The 15,796-nt window shown below is 56.5% G+C and carries 14 protein-coding genes; 5 read left to right on the forward strand and 9 right to left on the reverse strand.

The window, feature by feature from the left end; translation table 11 throughout:
• Positions 1–11: 11 nt before the first annotated feature.
• The 4 genes from DK507_RS09270 to purH all read left to right on the forward strand — a co-directional run bounded on the left by DK507_RS09270 (position 12) and on the right by purH (position 5,473).
• The gene (locus DK507_RS09270; protein WP_109356072.1) at positions 12–1,292 is read left to right on the forward strand and encodes an RsmB/NOP family class I SAM-dependent RNA methyltransferase; all 1,281 of its coding nucleotides are present in this window, start codon (positions 12–14) and stop codon (positions 1,290–1,292) included.
• 118 nt (positions 1,293–1,410) lie between these two features.
• Complete coding sequence (gene rpe, locus DK507_RS09275; protein ID WP_109356073.1) at positions 1,411–2,073, forward strand: ribulose-phosphate 3-epimerase; 663 nt, start codon at positions 1,411–1,413, stop codon at positions 2,071–2,073.
• Positions 2,070–3,872 carry a heparinase II/III family protein gene (locus DK507_RS09280; RefSeq protein ID WP_109356074.1) on the forward strand — a complete coding sequence of 601 codons (1,803 nt, stop codon included), beginning with the start codon at positions 2,070–2,072 and terminating at the stop codon, positions 3,870–3,872. The genes rpe and DK507_RS09280 overlap by 4 nt, the downstream gene beginning before the upstream one ends.
• Before the next feature lie 8 nt (positions 3,873–3,880).
• Positions 3,881–5,473, forward strand: coding sequence for a bifunctional phosphoribosylaminoimidazolecarboxamide formyltransferase/IMP cyclohydrolase (gene purH / locus DK507_RS09285; protein WP_109356075.1), 1,593 nt, complete (start codon positions 3,881–3,883; stop codon positions 5,471–5,473).
• A 74-nt stretch (positions 5,474–5,547) separates the two neighbouring features.
• On the opposite strand, the gene DK507_RS09290 is transcribed toward purH, so the two are convergent.
• Complete coding sequence (locus tag DK507_RS09290) at positions 5,548–6,078, reverse strand: hypothetical protein (RefSeq protein WP_162558983.1); 531 nt, start codon at positions 6,076–6,078, stop codon at positions 5,548–5,550.
• 190 nt (positions 6,079–6,268) lie between these two features.
• On the opposite strand from DK507_RS09290, the gene DK507_RS09295 reads away from it, so the two are divergent.
• Complete coding sequence (locus DK507_RS09295) at positions 6,269–7,042, forward strand: SDR family oxidoreductase (RefSeq protein ID WP_109356077.1); 774 nt, start codon at positions 6,269–6,271, stop codon at positions 7,040–7,042.
• Between the two features lie 35 nt (positions 7,043–7,077).
• On the opposite strand, the gene DK507_RS09300 is transcribed toward DK507_RS09295, so the two are convergent.
• From DK507_RS09300 to DK507_RS09335, 8 genes are all read right to left on the reverse strand, one after another.
• On the reverse strand, positions 7,078–7,485 hold the full coding sequence (locus DK507_RS09300; protein ID WP_109356078.1) for a DUF3035 domain-containing protein: 408 nt from the start codon (positions 7,483–7,485) through the stop codon (positions 7,078–7,080).
• A gap of 110 nt (positions 7,486–7,595) precedes the next feature.
• Positions 7,596–8,096, reverse strand: coding sequence for a signal peptidase II (gene lspA, locus DK507_RS09305; RefSeq protein WP_109356079.1), 501 nt, complete (start codon positions 8,094–8,096; stop codon positions 7,596–7,598).
• A complete protein-coding gene (gene ileS, locus DK507_RS09310) occupies positions 8,093–10,999 on the reverse strand; it encodes an isoleucine--tRNA ligase (protein ID WP_109356080.1) in 2,907 nt (968 codons plus the stop codon). The genes lspA and ileS overlap by 4 nt, the downstream gene beginning before the upstream one ends.
• Positions 11,000–11,072: 73 nt before the next feature.
• A complete protein-coding gene (locus tag DK507_RS09315; protein WP_109356081.1) occupies positions 11,073–12,056 on the reverse strand; it encodes a glycerophosphodiester phosphodiesterase family protein in 984 nt (327 codons plus the stop codon).
• Positions 12,053–12,973: a bifunctional riboflavin kinase/FAD synthetase gene (locus DK507_RS09320; protein ID WP_109356082.1), complete on the reverse strand. Its 921-nt coding sequence runs from the start codon at positions 12,971–12,973 to the stop codon at positions 12,053–12,055. The genes DK507_RS09315 and DK507_RS09320 overlap by 4 nt, the downstream gene beginning before the upstream one ends.
• 8 nt (positions 12,974–12,981) lie before the next feature.
• Positions 12,982–14,196, reverse strand: coding sequence for a dipeptidase (locus DK507_RS09325; RefSeq protein WP_109356083.1), 1,215 nt, complete (start codon positions 14,194–14,196; stop codon positions 12,982–12,984).
• A complete protein-coding gene (locus tag DK507_RS09330) occupies positions 14,193–14,687 on the reverse strand; it encodes a dihydrofolate reductase (RefSeq protein ID WP_109356084.1) in 495 nt (164 codons plus the stop codon). The genes DK507_RS09325 and DK507_RS09330 overlap by 4 nt, the downstream gene beginning before the upstream one ends.
• A gap of 35 nt (positions 14,688–14,722) precedes the next feature.
• On the reverse strand, positions 14,723–15,793 hold the full coding sequence (locus DK507_RS09335) for a 5-(carboxyamino)imidazole ribonucleotide synthase (RefSeq protein WP_109356085.1): 1,071 nt from the start codon (positions 15,791–15,793) through the stop codon (positions 14,723–14,725).
• Positions 15,794–15,796 lie beyond the last annotated feature (3 nt).

A 15,796-nucleotide genomic window follows, 5' to 3' on the forward strand; every position in this document is an offset into this window, starting at 1 on the left:
ATGCAAAATATATGAACAACCCAGGCTCTTCCAGAATTCCCGGTCTCCCGGCCCGCACGGCGGCGCTGCGGCTGCTGGATGCCGTCTGCAGGCGCGGAGAAACGTTGGATCAAGCCATGGCAGCGGCGACCTCGAAACTTTCCAATCCGTCTGACCGGTCGCTGGCGCATAATATCGCAGCTAACGCCCTGCGTTGGATGACCGCGCTCGATGCAATGATCGACAGTGCGACCAGGAAACGCTTGCCCGATGATGCCAAGGCGCGAATGGCGCTGCGCATTGCCTTGGTGCAGGTTCTGGTACTGGAAACACCGCAACATGCTGCGATTGCTACAGCTTTGCCACTCGTCCATGGTGGGCCGCGACGACTTGTGCATGGCGTTTTCTCCACCGTGATGCGCGGACTGGAATCTGGTAAGCTGACCTTGCCCGAGGCTCCCGAGATACCTGGCGAAACGCTCGATCGCTGGACCCATCATTGGGGAGAAGATGTGGCCAGCAGTGCAGGTCGTGCCTGGGCCAGTGCGCCGCCGCTCGATCTCAGTTTCAAGGATGATGATATCGGCGCGTTGGAGGGTGAGAGGCTCTCCCCCAAACATCTGCGTATGCCATCGGGGTCGTCCGTCACCGATCTGGCGGGCTTTGACGATGGTGCCTTTTGGGTACAGGATCTGGCAGCGTCCTTGCCAGCCCGATTGCTCGGCGAAGGTGGCGGCAAAACCGTGCTCGATCTTTGTGCTGCGCCGGGTGGCAAAACCATGCAGCTCGCGTCTGCGGGCTGGAAAACCATATCTGTTGACAATAGCGCAAAACGGATGGAGCGGTTCAAGGATAATCTCGCTCGCACCAAACTGGACGCGGAAATTGTGATCGCGGATCTGATGAACTGGGAGCCATCACAGCTCGCTGACGCGATCCTGCTGGACGCGCCATGCAGCGCGACGGGTATTTTTCGCCGCCATCCTGATGTGCTGCATTGCATCGGATCGCGCCAGGTTGCCGAGCGCGCAGACGTACAAAAAACACTGCTCGACCGGATTGCAACATGGGTCAAACCGGGCGGGATGCTGGTCTATGCCGTCTGTTCGCTGGAGCCGGAAGAGGGCGAGGAACAGATAGAGCAATTTTTGGAAAACCATGCGGATTATGAGCTGGTCGCAGCCCGGAGTGATGAACTTCCCAATGGCATCGAACCCGATGATAAGGGATGCGTGCGGACGCTGCCCAATATGCTCTCAGAAAAAGGGTGTCTCGACGGCTTTTTCATCGCGCGGTTGCAGCGAAAAGGTTGATCGGACGATGAAATTCAGCCTGTCCCCAAATTGTCCACAGACCTTTAAGATTACCGCTGAATCGCGCCTTGCGGGTCCAATGCAAAAATCCTAGACGCAAGATGGTAAAGGAACCGTCATGACCAGCCCTGTCCGTATCGCCCCCTCCATTCTTTCTGCAGATTTCGCGCGGCTGGGTGAAGAGGTCCGAGCGATTGACGAAGCGGGTTGTGACTGGGTGCATGTTGACGTCATGGACGGTCATTTTGTTCCGAATATTACCATCGGCCCGGCTGTCGTCAAAGCGCTGCGTCCGCATAGCGAGAAGCCGTTTGACGTACATTTGATGATTTCGCCGGTGGATCAGTATCTTGAGGCTTTTGCCGACGCCGGTGCAGATATCATTTCTTTCCATCCCGAGGCCGGAGCCCACCCGCATCGCACCGTGCAAACAATCCACACGCTGGGCAAGCAGGCCGGACTGGTCCTCAATCCTGCTACGTCGCTGGATGTGCTCGATTATCTGATCGACGATCTTGATCTTATTTTGGTCATGAGCGTCAATCCCGGTTTCGGCGGACAGAGCTTTATCGATACACAGCTGCGAAAGATTGAAGCGATCCGTCAGCGCATTGACGCAACTGGCAAGGATATCCGGCTGGAAGTGGATGGCGGTATTGATTTGAATACAGCGCCCAAGGCGATTGCAGCGGGTGCCGACACGTTGGTAGCGGGCACAGCGACCTTTCGCGGTGGCCCTGACCAATATGCCGCCAACATAAGCGGTCTGAGGGGTGAATGAGCGCAGACCGTCCCGAAAATGAAAGTCCCGCCGATGATCCCGCTAGTGATCCAGGCGGCGGACTAGAGCGCTATAGCGGCGAAGAAAGCGAGGCGCCGGAAGGACGTAGTCTGACCCTTCGTGCGGGGGGTGATCGCGGGCAATCGCTGGCGGAGCAAACCGCGCTGCTCTATTATCGTATGACTTGGCGAATGCCGCTGCATCGGTTGCGGCTGTCGGGAAAACTACCGCTGCGCTTGCTCGCTGTACCGGTTGACCCGGTCGATGGTGACCGGGTGCAGGGCATGGCAGTCCGTGCAGGCCATTTCCTTTTTCGCGGTCTCCAGAAAAAACTCGACGGCATTGATTTTGCTGACCTGAAATTGCCGCCTGCTTTTGAAGACTATGTCCATCGTTTTGTCTGGCTGCGTGATCTTGATACTGCCGCATCCCGCGACCAAGCCTTGCCGGTTGCTGAAAAGCTGGTCGAACAATGGCTCGATGCCAACGGCAAGAAAATCCGGCAACCAGCCTGGCGCCCCGACAATTGCGGCTGGCGCCTGCTCATCTGGGCCAGTCATGCACCGCTGATCCTCTCGTCGAACGACCTGATTTATCGCTCCAAAGTCCTCAACAACATTGCTCGTACTGCCCGGCACCTCGACCGGACGGCTGACAAGGCGACTTCCAGCCTCGGCCGTCTCGTTGCGTGGAGCGGGGTGGTCGCCGCGTCGCTGCTGATTCCCGAAGGACGGGTGCGCCGTATTGTCGGGGAAGCGGGTCTGGAAAAGGCGATGGGTGAATTTTTCTATCCCGACGGCGGATCTGTTTCACGCTCTCCGCTTAATCAGATGGACGCGGTGATCCTGCTTTCAATGCTGAAGCAAGTCTATCTAGCCCGTGAAGAAGATGCGCCCGAATTCCTCGAAAATGCGCTGGCACTGGCTGTGCCACCGTTGACCGGCCTCACCCATTTCGATGGCAGTATGGGCAATTGGCAGGGTGGCGGCGCGACGTCGACGGAGCAGGTCGATCAAGCCATTGAAGCCAGTGGTATTCGCGCAAGGCCCCTGCGGCAGGCGCGCGATTGGGGTTATCAACGCGTGTCGTCAGGACGTTCCGTGTTGATAATGGATGCAGCGCCGCCGCCGATCGCAAGGATGGCGGTCGCGGGCTGTGCGTCGACACTGGCATTTGAATTTTCCAACGGCGACAACCGGATTATCGGCAATTGCGGTGGCGCGGGGCTGGTCGGCGCGACCATTCCGGCGGCACTGGCACGCGGACTGCGGACAACGGCGGCACACAGCACCCTGTGTATCGACAACAGCAACAGCACCTCGATCCTGCCTGACGGCAAATTGGGCCGCGGGGTGAACGAGGTGGAACTGTTCCGCCGTGATGTTGAAAATGCGACCCGGCTGGAGGCGAGCCATGATGGTTATGCACGGCGTTTCGGGCTGCTCCACAAACGCTTGTTACTGATGCGCTCTGATGGGCTAGAACTGCGCGGTGAGGATATGCTGATCCCCGATGGCCGCAAACGCCGGCGCAAGAAAAAGGACGTGGAATATGCGCTGCGTTTCCACCTTGGTCCTGATATTGAAAGTGACCTGATATCCGAAGGCAAGGGCGTGCTATTGCGTCTGAAAGACGGAAATCTATGGCAATTTCGCGCTACAAGCGGGACAATCATTCTTGAAGACAGCGTCTGGGTCGATGGCATGGGTATCCCTCATGGCGTCATGCAGATGGTGATAACAGACACGGTGGGCAGCGGCGGCGGCGCGACTGGCTGGCTGCTCAAACATATGGGATAAAGACGATCATGACAGAGAATATTACGATCAAACGGGCTCTGCTTTCGGTGTCCGACAAAAGCGGTTTGGAGGATCTGGGCAAGGAACTGGCCGCCATGGGCGTGGCGTTGATCTCCACAGGCGGTACGGCAAAGGCCCTGCGCGATGCCGGGCTTGATGTTGCTGACATTTCTGATGTTACCCATTTCCCGGAGATGATGGACGGCCGCGTGAAAACCCTGCATCCCAAGGTCCATGGCGGCTTGCTCGCCCGTCGTGATAATGCGGGCCATGTCGCGTCGATGGAGGAGCATGACATTGCCGGGATCGATCTGGTAATCGTCAACCTCTATCCCTTTGCCCAGACTGTGGTCAAAGGCGCGGCTCGTGACGAAATTATTGAGAATATCGACATTGGTGGCCCCAGCATGGTGCGCAGCGCGGCGAAAAACCATGATTTCGTGACCATCGTTACCGACCCGTCGGATTACGACATATTGCTTGCGGAACTGAAAGAAAGCGGCGGTGCGACAAGCCTCGATTTCCGCAAGAAAATGGCGGCCAAGGCCTTTGCCGCAACGGCGAGCTATGACGGCATGATTGCACAATGGTTCGGCTTTGCCGACCAACAGCAGATGTTCCCGCCGACCCTGCCACTCACCATGAGCCAGCCGACGGAACTGCGCTATGGCGAAAACCCGCACCAGATGGCTGCGCTTTATCTGCCGGATGGACCATCCGCCAAGGGCATTGCCCAGGCAGAACAATTGCAGGGCAAGGCACTGAGCTATAATAATTATAATGACGCTGATGCCGCGCTGGAACTGGTCAGCGAGTTTCGTGACGGGCCGCCAACCGTAGTGATTGTCAAACATGCCAATCCCTGCGGTGTGGCAAGCGGCGACAGCATATTGGAAGCCTATAAGGCCGCGCTCGCCTGTGACAGTGTTTCGGCCTTTGGCGGGATTATCGCGGTCAACCGGCCGCTGGACGGCGCGGCGGCCGAAGCGATGACCGGCATTTTCACCGAAGTCGTCTGCGCGCCCGATGCAGATGCCGATGCCCGCGCGATTTTTGCGAAGAAGAAGAACCTGCGGCTCTTGCTGACGGGTGAGCTGCCGGATCCTGCGCGTGGCGGCATGGGGTTGAAGTCGATAGCGGGCGGCTATCTGCTGCAATCGCGCGACAATGGACAGATTGCCGAAGAAGACCTGAAATGCGTCACCAAGCGCCAGCCGAGCGCTCGGGAAAAAGCGGACTGCCTGTTTGCCTGGACTGTCGCCAAGCATGTGAAATCCAACGCGATTGTCTATGCCAAGGACGGCTCGACCGCAGGCGTTGGCGCGGGGCAGATGAACCGGCTGGAGTCCGCGCGGATTGCCGCATGGAAAGCCAAGGACGCAGCTGAAAAAGCCGGTTGGAGTGAAACACGGACGATTGGATCAGCTGTGGCCTCCGACGCCTTCTTCCCCTTTGCCGATGGCCTGATGGCGGCGGTCGAAGCGGGCGCAACGGCGGTGATTCAACCCGGCGGCTCGATCCGCGATGACGAGGTAATTGCAGCGGCAGACGAGGCGGGCTTGGCGATGCTGTTTACCGGGATGCGGCATTTCCGTCATTGATGAAAACGGCTTTTTGGTGACGTCCGCTATCGGGATGAAGCCGTTGTTGGCGTGGGCAGACGGCTGTCGCCTGCCTATTCGGGCAGAGCGATCAAATGGGCGATCATGCGAGTGCCTTCAAAAACGGCAGTATCTTCAACATTAATTCCATCTTCAACGAAGACGAAATCAAATACGCGGTCTTGATCAACATCGCTGTGCAGCATGGCCAAAAACCTGTCACCGGCATCGGCAGGATGCTGAATTCGGATAGTCACATTCTCGCTTTGACCCGGGTTGAGGTAAGTGAAACCGGAAACGATATCACCATCCGGGCGGCCATCAATGACCGGGTGAAGGACAATCCAGCCCGCCTTTTCAATCGTTACGGCGGGAAAGGTCACCGCGGTTGTATTCGCGCGCAAGGTCGACACATCCGTTCCATCGACGCGAACTTCGGAGGCGATGGACTTTCCATTCTGACGGGTCAAGCCTTCAACCTGAATCGCGTTGGCGGTGCCATTGCCCATTGTAATTTGAGATCTTTCGGGCGTTTCCTGTGCCGTGGCCGTTCCGGAGATGAATGCAATTGATAGGGCAAAAGACAGGGCGCGTTTGATGTGCATGACAGGAACCTCTTCACTTTCTTTCAGGCACATACCGGGCCTGCGGGTAATATTTCATTTCAAGTATGAATTGGTTTTGTAAACAACACAATAGCCGGGCAGGCCAGCTTGAAATACCCAAAGAGATATTGCGCACATAAGAGCGGGCTCCCCCTATACATTCGTGCTTCATTCCGCCAAACCTGTTTGCATGAAACTGAAACTGGAAAACAAAGCCGTCCTTGTCACCGCTGGCAGCAAGGGCATTGGACTGGCCACCGCTTTGGGATTTCATGAATCCGGCGCCAATGTCGCGATTTGCGGGCGGTCGCAGGACAATCTGGATGCTGCTGCAGCGCAGATGCCCGGTTGTCTGGCGTTGACGGGCGATGTCTCGCAGGGGGAAGATATTGACCGCGTCATCGGTGCGGTGGCGGATAAATTTGGCGGTATCGATATATTGGTGAACAATGCCGGCGGTCCCCCGCCTGGTCTTTTTGAAGACCTGTCCGATGGCGACTGGGACAATGCCGTGCAATTGACCCTGATGTCGGTCATCCGCGCGACGCGGCTGGTTCTGCCTCATATGCGGGCGCAGAAATGGGGGCGGATTATCAATATTTCATCCTCGGGCGTGAAACAGCCGGTGCCAGGTCTTACCCTGTCGAACAGTATCAGGATGGCGGTACTCGGCTGGGCCAAGACGCTCGCCAATCAGGTGGCGGGCGATAACATATTGGTGAACACGGTCTGCCCCGGCTTTACCAATACCGACCGGGTCACGCAGATATTGGAGAATCAGTCCAGGGCATCGGGTAAGAGCACCGAAGAAATCGCTGCCGGCATAGCTGCCCAGATTCCCATGCAGCGAATTGGTGAACCGGAAGAAGTCGCCAATCTGGCAATTTTCCTGGGATCAGAGGCGGCGAGCTACATTACGGGCACAGCCATCCAGGTGGACGGCGGATCGGTACAGGGTTTCTGAAAAGCCAGACAATAATTGCCGAATATTTATAGAAACTATTCGGGTGTAGCGGCCTGCGCTGTTTGACCATCGCCTTCCGGTGCGGCGATAATGTCGCGGGTTACGCTGCCCTTGTCGACAGTGAACGTTCCGGCATCACCCACAGAAGAGCGGATACCGGCATCGGCGTCACCAGCCTGACCGACAATCGCGGATTCGGTGACACTGCGTGCCTGCGCGCCGCCAAACATGGCTTCCAGCGTCTGTTGCTGCACACCACCGGTTTGCGGGCGCGGCTGGCCGGGTTGTGGCGGGGTCAGAGCGAAATCGGGTGGAATCACCAGCGGTGCCTGGCGCGACACAGCGAATTCATCGGGACGGTCACGGTCAAACAGGCCGCTGGAACCGCAAGCAGACAGCCCAACCAGTGAAACGAGACTGATACCAATTACTGATTTACGCATATTCACTTACCTCAATCCTTCTTTGGCCGAGTTTTCCTTGTGGCCTTAAATCTCTACCTAGAGCCTTTGGCGGGCTCTTTGCCATGGGTCAACTGTCACCAAGCTGAATATTAATCTTCATCCGGCTTTTCGCGTATTAACAGCGCGCGTGCAAGCAAGATTACAACACCGATGGAAATGCACGCATCCGCAACATTGAAAATCAGGAACGGGCGGAAGTCACCAATATGTAAGTCTGCAAAATCAGCAACATAGCCGAGCCGCGCCCGGTCCAATATATTGCCCATCGCCCCGCCGAGGACGAAGGACAGGGCAATAATATCCCATTTCGCCTTTTCCCGCCACATCCAGATCAGAACCGCGACGCCAATCGCACCGGTCAGGGCGACCAGCGCCCAGCGCTGAAAATCGGTCGATGCGGTCAGGAACCCCATGGATACGCCGTAATTTTCCGCCCAAGTCAGATTGAAAAAGGGTAGCAGTTCAATCTGGCCCTTGGCCTTCAGATCGAGCGGATGCATCACCATATATTTGGTGAACTGGTCGATAATGAAGATCAGGAACGCGACAATAAGGCCGGTGACCCGGTATTTCGATACGGCTTCGGTCATGCGTTAAGAACCCCGTCACAGCGGCCACAGAGCGCGCCATCTTCTTCCACGTCCGGCAACAAGCGCCAACAGCGCCCGCATTTATGATGACCGGTTTTGGTAACGGAGATATCTGCGCCATCCTTCACATCGGCAACAATGCACAGTTCAGCAAACTCGGTCGCATCGATCGGCAGGTCTGCCATTGGATAGGTAATCTCTGCTTCGAGACTGGACCGGATGGTCTTCTCGCGGCGCAGCGGTTCAATCGCTTCCGTCACGGCAATCCGAGCTGTGCGGATATTGCTCCATTTTTCAGCCAGCGCATCATCGGCCCAGCCACCATCTACTTCCGGCCACTCTTTCAGGTGGATTGAATCATTCTCATCCGGGAAACGGCTTTGCCAAATCTCTTCTGCGGTAAAGACCAGTACCGGCGCGATATAGCGGGTGAGGGCGTGGAACAATATGTCCATGACCGTCCGATATGCCATGCGTTTGGGATCATCCGGCGCATCGCAATAGAGGCAATCCTTGCGGATATCGAAGAAAAAGGCGCTGAGGTCATCCTGCGCAAAGGCGGTCAGCTCACGCATATAGGGGCCGAATGCGAAATCATTCACATGCTGCTTCAGCTTCGCATCGACCTCGGCCAGCCGGTGAAGAATATAACGCTCAAGCTCCGGCATATCGGCGACAGCGATCCGTTCGCTCTCCGCAAAATCGCTGAGACCGCCGAGCATATAGCGGAAGGTATTGCGTAGCTTGCGATAGCTGTCGGTGACGCCTTTCAGGATTTCATCACCGATCCGGTGATCTTCGGTGAAATCGACGCTGGCCGCCCAGAGGCGCAGGATATCGGCGCCATTGACGTTGATGATCTTCTGCGGATCGAGCGTGTTGCCGAGCGATTTCGACATTTTCTTGCCGTTCTTGTCGAGCGTCATGCCGTGGGTCAGTACAGCCTTGTAAGGCGCACGACCGCGCGTGCCGCATGACTCTAGCAAGCTCGACTGGAACCAGCCGCGATGCTGGTCGCTGCCTTCCAGATAGAGATCGGCAGGCGTCTGATGATCCGGCCATTTGCCGCTTTCCAGTACAAAGGCATGGGTGCAACCGCTGTCAAACCAGACGTCGAGAATGTCGGTGATCACCTCATAATCGCCGAGGCTATATTTGTTGCCCAGAAATTCCTGATGATCGGCGTTGAACCAGGCATCGGCACCGCCTTTCTTGAACGCCTCGATGATGCGTTCGTTTACAGCGGGATCGTTGAGATAGTCACCGGTCTTTCGATCGACATAAAGCGCGATTGGCACACCCCAGGCACGCTGGCGGCTGAGCACCCAGTCGGGGCGGCCTTCCAGCATGGACTGCAGGCGGCGATGGCCACGGGCCGGGACGAAACGGGTTTTGTCGATTTCTGCAAGCGCCACTTCACGCAGCGTTCCGGCAACGCCTTCGGCATGGCCGACTACGGTCTTGTCTTCCTCATCCTCAACCGGTTCGATCTGGCTGGGCGCAGTAAGCGGTTCATCCATCGGAACAAACCATTGCGGGGTGCAGCGATAGATGATCTTCGCCTTCGACCGCCAGCTATGCGGATAGCTATGCTGGAAATCATCACTGGCCGAGAGCAGTGCACCGGCGGCGCGCAGATCTTCGCAAATCGGACCGGTGCTGCTGACAAATTTCTTGTTGATCACCCCGCCTGCACGCTCGTCCCCGCGCGGCAGCCAGTCCCAATCCTCGCGATACACACCATCTGCATCGACCGCGAATACCGGGTTGATGCCGTTTTGCTTACAGAGTTCGAAATCATCCTCGCCATGATCGGGAGACATATGAACAAGGCCGGTACCAGCCTCAGTGGTGACGAAGTGCGAACCGTCGAGAAACGGGCGCGGCTTGGTATAGAAATCGCCGTCCGGAAACTTGTCAGCCATCGGGTGTTTGGCGATAGCGCCGGCGAGTTGGGAGCCTTTCAAGGTCTTCAGGACGCCCCACTCAGTATCTTCATCATCCTTTGAAAGGATGGCATCAAGTCGGTCAACTGTGTTGAACATCAAGTCTTTCGCGACGAGCAGCTTTAATCCTGCAAGTTCACCAGACTCGAGTTCAATCAAACGATATTCAACATCCGCCCCATAAGCGAGCGCCTGATTGACCGGAATCGTCCACGGCGTCGTCGTCCAGATCACCGCATGGGCGCCAACCAGTTCTGGCGCATTGGGTGCCTCGACAATCTCGAACGCCACATCAATCTGCGTCGACGTGATATCTTCATATTCAACCTCGGCCTCGGCCAGAGCGGTTTTCTCGACCGGCGACCACATCACCGGCTTCGCGCCGCGATAGAGCTGTCCCGCTTCCGCGAACTTCAACAGCTCGGTGACAATCGCCGCTTCGGCGTCATAATCCATGGTGAGATAGGGTTTGTCCCACTGCGCCAATACGCCCAGCCGCTTGAATTCCTCGCGCTGCACGCCGACCCATTTGCCGGCATATTCGCGGCATTCGGCGCGAAATTCGCTTGCTGGCACTTCGTCCTTGTTGCGCTTTTTCTTGCGATATTGCTCCTCGATTTTCCATTCGATCGGCAGGCCATGACAATCCCAGCCGGGTACGAAGGGTGCGTCCTTGCCGAGCAGATTCTGGCTGCGCACCACCAGATCCTTCAGTGTCTTGTTGAGGCTGTGGCCGATATGGATGTTGCCATTGGCATAAGGCGGGCCGTCATGAAAAATGAACTTTTCCCGTCCTGCACGGGCCTCGCGCAGCTTTTCATACAGCCCGATAGTCTGCCAGCGCTCCAGAATCGCCGGTTCCTTGTTCGCAAGGCCGGCTTTCATCGGGAAATCGGTTTTCGGCAGGAAAACCGTGTCTTTATAATCGCGCTCTTTGGCGGGTGTATTCTCGGTCATGATTGGCGGGGATTAGGCGAGGCAGCGCGCGGGCGCAAGCGGGATTTCACGGTCAGTGAATCACCACGATCCGCTACCGAACAAGAGCCGGTCCGACCTTCCTGATATCCTCGACCATCACATAGCCGTTGAAGTTCGCCGGAATGTCTCTCAGCTGATCTCCATGGGTAAGGCCGCGGCTTGCTTCGCCGCCCGTCATCGGGCCTATAATCAGGATGCGCGCACCGACTGCTTCCATCCGGGCAATGGTACGGTTCGGCCATCCGGCAAAGGCCCATTGATAGTTGAGCGGTACGACGAGCGTCCCGTCCTTGCAGCTGTCCGGCATGATGCCAAGCCAGCCCATCCAGGCATAGTCCGTGGTGCAGGTTTTGGCGCCGGCATTGGACCAGGCCCATGTCCCGGGGATCAGCTCTTTCATGCGTTTCACCGGAGCTTCGGCTCCGTAAAAACCATCCCCTTCTTTCAGGGCGTTCCGGCCTGCGCTTTTCAGGATGGCATGCAGCTGGTCCGCTTCATCGGGATCATTGCTTTTGAAATTAAACAGAAAGGGTTTGAATCCCCCGGATGCCAGAGCCTCTTCTACAGTCGGGATTTCGCCGACCCCTTTTCCGCGCAACGGGAATGTCTGGCCGCTATCGGAAGAATAGCCATAACCGACGTCCAGTGATTGTAGTTCCGCCAGCGTCAGGTCTCTTACATTGCCTTTGCCGTCCGTGCGGCAATCGACGGTCCAGTCGTGGAACAGCACCATCTTCCCATCTCTGGTTGGTGCGACATCCACCTCGATCATGTCTGCTTCCATGCCAATGGCCGCGGTGATCGAGCGAATGCTATTCTCGAAAATCTCCAGGTCTTCCTGTCCCGGGAGCATGCGGATCGCCGTGCAATCATCCCGGCCCACACCCGCCGGATCATAGAGATGATGGACGCCGCGATGAGCGATCATCTTCAATCGCCCTTCGGGATCAGGCGCCCATATGGAACTGTTAAGCAAAAAGATAATGAGGAACAGCATCCAGAGGCCGCCAAGCCCCCATAGCAGCTTGCTCATCATCCAAGCATGTCCCGGGCCTTGGCGCAGTCCTTTTCCATCTGCGCCATCAGGTCATCGAGCTCATCAAATTTCTTTTCCCCACGAAGGAAATGATGAAGCTCGACTTCAATCACCTGCCCATATAAATCTTCGGAAAAGTCAAAGAAATAGGGTTCAAGCAACTCTTTCGGCGGATCGAAAGTGGGGCGTATGCCAAGGTTGGCGGCCCCGTTGACGACACGGCCATCCGGCAAGCGGCCTTTCACGGCGTAAATGCCATATTTGGGGCGCAAATAGTGATCGATGTCGATATTCGCGGTGGGATATCCCAGCTTGCGGCCATTTTTGTCGCCGTGAATGACCGTGCCCTCTATCGCAAAGGGCCGGGTCAGCAGCTTCGTTGCGGTTTCACAGTCACCGGCTTTCAACGCATCGCGAATACGGCTGGAAGAGATGACCTCATCGTTGGCGCTTACCGGTCCGACGGATTTGGTGGCAAGGCCCAAAGGCTCGCCGAGTTGCTTCATCACCTCGATATTGCCAGCGCGGCCCTTGCCAAAGGTGAAGTCCTCGCCGGTGACAATGCCTGCTGCACCAAACCGTTCGACCATCAATTTTTCGACAAAATCCTCAGCCGTGGTGCCCGCAAGCTCTGCGCCAAATTCAAAGACCAGCATTGCATCGGCGCCGGCCGCGGTGAACAGCCGCTCCCGCTGATTCAATGTCGTCAGGCGAAAGGGCGGAGCATCAGGCTGGAAATGGCGAACGGGATGCGGATCAAAAGTTGCGATAATCGCCTGCCGACCTTCTTCTTTGGCCCAGTCTATGGCTGTTTGCGCAACAGTCTGATGACCTTTGTGAAAACCATCAAAGTTACCCAGCGCGATGATCGCGCCGCGCATATTTTCCGCTATCCTGTTTTGCCCACTTAGCCGCATGATTTGCGCTATTGGCCAGTTTCGTCGGTTTGTTCAACCGCTTGTTTGGGTAAATCTTTTAAAGGGATTAGACCCTGCTGCAGCACCCGCATGGCATTGCCCCCCATCACCGCGCGAATTTCGTCCTCAGTGAAGCCCGCCTGCATCAGGGCCTGAGTGATATGGACAATCCCGCTGGTGTCGAAACGGGTCGTTACCGCGCCGTCAAAATCGCTACCCAGGGCGGCATGTTCAATACCCACTAGATCACGGACATGCTTGACCGCTCTGGCAACGCTTTTGGGGTCCGTGTCACACATCGCTCCGTCCCAATAGCCCAGCCCGATAACACCGCCTCTAGCTGCCACGCCCTTGATCTCCCCATCGGTCAGATTGCGGTTAACTCCGCAGACCGCCTGTACACCGCCGTGGCTTGAGACAACCGGACGCCGCGCCATTTTCAGGATGTCGGCTACCGCTTCATGGCTTGAATGGGCAATATCGACTATCATACCCTTGTCTTCCATATCCCGGACAATCTGGCGGCCAAATTCAGTAAGCCCGCCTTTCTCTTCGCCATGCATGGATCCGGCGAGCTTATTGTCGAAAAAATGGACGAGTCCAGCCATGCGCATGCCGGCGTCGTAAAGCTTGTCGAGATTTTCTCGCTTCCCTTCAAGCGTTTGCAGCCCTTCGGCTGAGAACATGACGCCAATCGGTTTGTCGTCACCGCCGCGCGCTGCGCCCAACCCTTGCACATGGCCGGGTTCGCTTATTGCAACCATCGCTCCATCGGAAGCGGAGACGGCCCGATCCAACTTTGTGGCGTGCCACAACTGGCGTTCCAGCAGGGAAGACCAGGTGCGGATGGGTTGAAGCTGAGCAACAGTGAGCATAGTGATATTGTCGCTGTCGGCGCTATTGCTGTCATAATTCTGGTTTTTCGGCGTCTTGGTAACGCTGGAAAATATTTGCAGACCGACATTGCCATCTTGCATGCGTTTCAAGTCGACATGGCCATAATCAACCGCATCATTGATTTTGCGCTTCCACAACAATGTATCACTATGCAGATCGACAATCATCAGTCTGTCATGCAGCTTTTGGGCCTCTGTCGTAATTTCGGGTAACGGTTTGCCGTCGACCATATTGGTCTGTTTTTCAAATATGCTGGGCGCGAAGATGAAAAAAGCGGTGACGCCGACAATGAGAACGACCAATAGTCCGATGAAAAACTTCTTCATATATTTTTCCGTTTCAGCGTGACGAAGGAAAAGCCCGGCCTGCCATTTTCCGCATCATGCGTTTCTCGTTCGCTTTCTTGCCAGATGTCGGAATCAAAAGGCTCCATCATCGTGTCGCCCTTGGCGTCGATATGCACTTCAGTAAGCGCAATTCGGTCGGCTTTGGGCAGAAAGAGCCGATAAATTTCAGCACCGCCGATAATCGCTATGTGCGGAGCGTTGGCAGTTTTCAGAGCGGCCTCAACATCATAGACCACTTCCGCGCCCTCCGCTTCCCACTCCGTATCACGGGTCAGCACGATATGACGGCGTCCCGGCAGCAGGCCGGGGAGGCTGTCAAAAGTCTTGCGCCCCATGATCATTGGCTTGCCTTGGGTCAGCGATTTGAAATGCCGCAAGTCTGCTGGCAAGTGCCAGGGCATCGTACCGTCTTTGCCAATCACGCCATTGTCAGCGCGAGCCAGGATCATGATGATTTCCGGGTGATTCATGAAATGCGCCTACCCCAGTTTAAATCCTGTGCAAATCAGAAAAACAATTTCGTGACGTGACCCATTTTCCGACCGGGGCGGCTTTCGGTTTTGCCATAGAGATGGAGATGGTTGGCCGGGTCTGTCAGCAGCGCCTGCCACTCGTCGGTATTGCCGCCAATCAGATTGGTCATTTCCACTTTATCAGCAGCCAATCCGGTATCACCCAGCGGTAATCCGCAGATCGCCCGGATATGATTTTCAAACTGGCTGGTGATCGCGCCCTCTATTGTCCAGTGGCCGCTATTATGGACACGCGGCGCCATTTCGTTGAACACCGGCCCATCGGCGGTGGCAAAAAACTCGCATGTCAGTACGCCGACATAGTCCATCGCTTCTGCCATTTTTGCTGCCAGCGCGCGGGCAGCTTTCTCTTGCTCGATTATCTGACCGGGTGCGGGCAGCAGGGATTTTGCCAATATACCGTCTTCATGGACATTATGCGGCGTATCCCAGTAGCGGACGGCGCCATCCTGTCCGCGCACCAATATGACCGAAAACTCGTGTATGAACTCTACAAAGCCTTCAGCCACGCAAGGTTGATGACCGACAGCATCCCAATGAACGGCCAAATCGTCTCCCGGCTTAATTCTGCTTTGCCCCTTGCCGTCATAGCCCATGCGGATGGTTTTCAAAATGGCCGGCGCGCCGATGTCATCGATCGCCTTGTCCAGTGATGCCGAATCCGTGACTTCGGCAAAAGGGGCTGTTGTGCCGCCGTGAGTGCGCGCGAAATTTTTCTCCGCAATCCGGTTTTGTGCAATGTCCAGCGCCCCAACCGGCGGGTGAAGCGAGGTGCGGCCGGCGGTGGCATTGAGTGATGCGACGGGAACATTTTCAAATTCGAAAGTGATCACGTCGCAGCCATCGGCGAACTTGCCCAATGCCTCGATATCATCATCCTGTGCACAGGTGAATCTTGCAGCAACATCTGCGGCAACGCTGGCTTTGTCGGGTGCGTAGATATGGCAGCGATAGCCAAGTTGTGCCGCGGCGACCGCCAGCATACGGCCCAATTGACCGCCGCCCAATATGCCAATGACCGAGCCGGGAGGGAGTGGATTCATCGC

Origin of the sequence: Sphingorhabdus sp. EL138, assembly GCF_900258045.1 — a bacterium.
Taxonomy (GTDB): domain Bacteria; phylum Pseudomonadota; class Alphaproteobacteria; order Sphingomonadales; family Sphingomonadaceae; genus Parasphingorhabdus.